At 59.5% G+C, this 2,629-nt stretch carries 5 protein-coding genes; all 5 read right to left on the bottom strand.

Annotated elements, in window-relative coordinates; all coding sequences use genetic code 11:
• Window positions 1-328 precede the first annotated feature (328 nt).
• The gene (locus ACS5Q1_RS47505; protein ID WP_473103674.1) at window positions 329-523 is read right to left on the bottom strand and encodes a hypothetical protein; all 195 of its coding nucleotides are present in this window, start codon (window positions 521-523) and stop codon (window positions 329-331) included.
• A complete protein-coding gene (locus ACS5Q1_RS47500) occupies window positions 520-741 on the bottom strand; it encodes a hypothetical protein (RefSeq protein WP_473104723.1) in 222 nt (73 codons plus the stop codon). The genes ACS5Q1_RS47505 and ACS5Q1_RS47500 overlap by 4 nt, the downstream gene beginning before the upstream one ends.
• A gap of 10 nt (window positions 742-751) precedes the next feature.
• Window positions 752-976, bottom strand: coding sequence for a hypothetical protein (locus ACS5Q1_RS47495; protein WP_473104722.1), 225 nt, complete (start codon window positions 974-976; stop codon window positions 752-754).
• 85 nt (window positions 977-1,061) lie between these two features.
• Complete coding sequence (locus ACS5Q1_RS47490; RefSeq protein WP_473104721.1) at window positions 1,062-2,030, bottom strand: IS5 family transposase; 969 nt, start codon at window positions 2,028-2,030, stop codon at window positions 1,062-1,064.
• 116 nt (window positions 2,031-2,146) lie between these two features.
• Window positions 2,147-2,431 carry a hypothetical protein gene (locus tag ACS5Q1_RS47485; RefSeq protein WP_473104720.1) on the bottom strand — a complete coding sequence of 95 codons (285 nt, stop codon included), beginning with the start codon at window positions 2,429-2,431 and terminating at the stop codon, window positions 2,147-2,149.
• Between the last annotated feature and the right edge of the window lie 198 nt (window positions 2,432-2,629).

The raw sequence follows: 2,629 nt of genomic DNA, 5'->3' as shown, positions 1-2,629 counted from the left end.
CCCGCACCTTTGACGCGCTCTGGCGGGCCATCGGCGACATCTGCGATGGGGTCGAGGCTGAGGAATGCCGCAACTACTTCACCGCGGCCGGATATGGATTCGTCTGAACCGCCGTTGCTCTAGAATAGAGCAGGGCAGGGGAATACCTGACACCATCTGCCATAGGCAGGTAACTTGAGATTCCGCGCTCCCAGAATCTCATGCCAAAGTGCCTAGCGACAACCGGACCTCAGGGTCGAACGCGGTGAAGAAGGTGTCGTCATAGCCGCCGTCAGGATAAACGTCCTTCGTCCGCATCCAGTAGATGCTCATGGTACGACCGCCCCCATCAGCCCTTCATTGGATCTGGATCCGCTCCCCGGGACTGGATTGCCTGAAGCTCCCTCGTCAGCCGTTCGTTCTCGTCGCGCAGCCTCTTGATCTCTTCCGAGGCCTTGAGGATCGTTGCCACCGCTTTGCCAAGCGCCCTGTGGTTGATCACTTGTTTGGCCGCTTCGTGTAGATCATCCAGAATATCACTCATGGTTCATCCAGGAGATGCTCATCATTGTCCTTTTCCTGACCGATCCTCTCCCCGTTCTCTGATCCAGAGAGGCGCTTCGCTACTGCCTCAAGAGCGGCGTGGGCGTAAAGGCGCGGCAGGAACTTGATGTCATCGGGTTGCGCGGCCCAGTCCTTGTTGTCTGGGTTCATCTTTTTCCAAATCGCCTCGGCGGCGGCTTCGATCTCTTGCGGGTTCATTCCTTGATCCTCAGAACTTGTCGAGGGTGGCGGCTACCAGATCCATCGGATGCGTCTTGGCTTCTGCTCTCAGCTCGATCAACACTTCCTCCGCATTCCGCTTCTCATACTCGGCCAGTGTCGATGCGGCTTGACCGATACAGTAGGCGACGTTGTTCCTCACAACGTGAAAAGGGCGCGTATCAACGCCAGCCTCAATGAGCGCATTGGTGAGCCTGTCGGTCTCAATCGCCAAGGCTCTAAGCGCCTTGGCGAGTTCCTTCGCGTGGCTTTGGTGCGCAATTCAGATGAAGGCCGCGTTCGTCCTCTGGCGCTGGGGTTCAGGCAATGCGCTGGGATACCGGCATGCCGAAGCTGGTCATGACGTTGATGACCTTGCAGCCAGCCGCGGCTTCGGTCTTTTGCGTTAGCAGAGTCCGGGCGTGGAGGCTGCGACCGATCAGGGTCTTGTAGCGCATCATCGCAACCTCGCCCAAGGACCGACGGCCGTAGTTGACTGCTTTCTGCCAGCCGAGCCGACCACGCTCTTGGATCATCTGGAGGTGCTGGTCCCGCTGGGTGGACGCCGTCTCGGCCGTGTTGCTCGGCACTGCCGTTGAGCGCGGTGGGATAATCACAGCCGCAGCAGGATCCCGCTCGGCAATGGTACGGTAGACGGGTTCGCCATCATATGCGCCATCAGCCGTGACCGAAGCGATCGGGCCTGAGATCTGATCCAGCAAGGGACCAACCTGTGAGGCGTCGCCGTCTTCTGTGGTGGTCAGCTCTGAGGCGAGGATCTCACCGGTGTCGGGATCAACGGCGAGGTGGAGCTTGCGCCAGGTTCGGCGCCCTTTTCCACCATGCTGCTCGCGCTGCCATTCGCCGGCACCGAACACCTTCAGCCCGGTGGAGTCGATCACCACGTTCACCGGTCCGCTTGCTGTGCTCACCACCTTTGCCCCGCTCAGGTGAGCGCTGCGGCGCGAGAAGGTGGTGTGATCGGGCACCGGCAGGTCCAAGCCGAGGAGGCGCATGATCGAGCCCAGCAGACCCTCTGTTTGACGCCACGGTCGAGTAAAAGCCAGGCGCAGCATCAGCCCAGTCTCGATCGCGACCTCGGCGTAGCGTGATGGTCTGCCGCGCCGGCCCGTGCACGTCGGCGTCCATGCCTGAATCGCCTCGGCTGTCACCCAGATGGTCAAATCTCCTCGGCGGCGCAATGCAGCATCATAGGCTGACCAGTTCGTGACTCTATCGCGGGCCCTTGCGAACTTATGGCGGCGGTTCTCGTTGGCTTTGTACGGCATACAGCCCTCAGAGTCATGGACTGCCTCTATACCCGCTGGGCCATCACAACGTCAGCCGCCTCGCCGATTTTTGCACCAACGTCCTCCAGAGTGGCACCTCGCGTACAGCGCAACCTCTATGCAAACGTCCTCTGGAATTGCCTCTCCAGCTTATCAAGCTCTTGCAGAAAGGAATCACGTCGCTCGTGATGGCGCTTTGCAAGTGTGGCAATGGCCCTCTGTTTGAAAGGCTCGTCGATTGCGCTCATCAGGATTGTCTCTCGGTCCTTCTGGTACTCAAAATCAATGTCAGCCAGAGCCGCCAGCAACGACTGCATCAAAGGCAGAATGTCTGGCGAGTAGGTGCCTGGAGGCTGTTGAGGCGATTCTGAGGTCAGGCGGTTGAGCATGGCAAAAGACATCGTGTTCCTCCGAGTTTTTGTTGTTCTTCCGTAACATCGCTGACACGCGACGATATGCTGCGAGCGCTGGTGGGGATCTGCGCGAGAGCAGGCTTAGCTCCTGACAGATTGGGGCCTAATGCAGCACCGGTGGGCGTTCGGTCATAAAGAGGGATGGCCGCTTCCAGAGGAGAAAGTGGTCACGGATCGCAAGGCCCA

The sequence above is a fragment of the Microvirga sp. GN3 genome (genome assembly GCF_055792825.1).
This window is presented reverse-complemented; position numbering and strand designations above follow the sequence as displayed.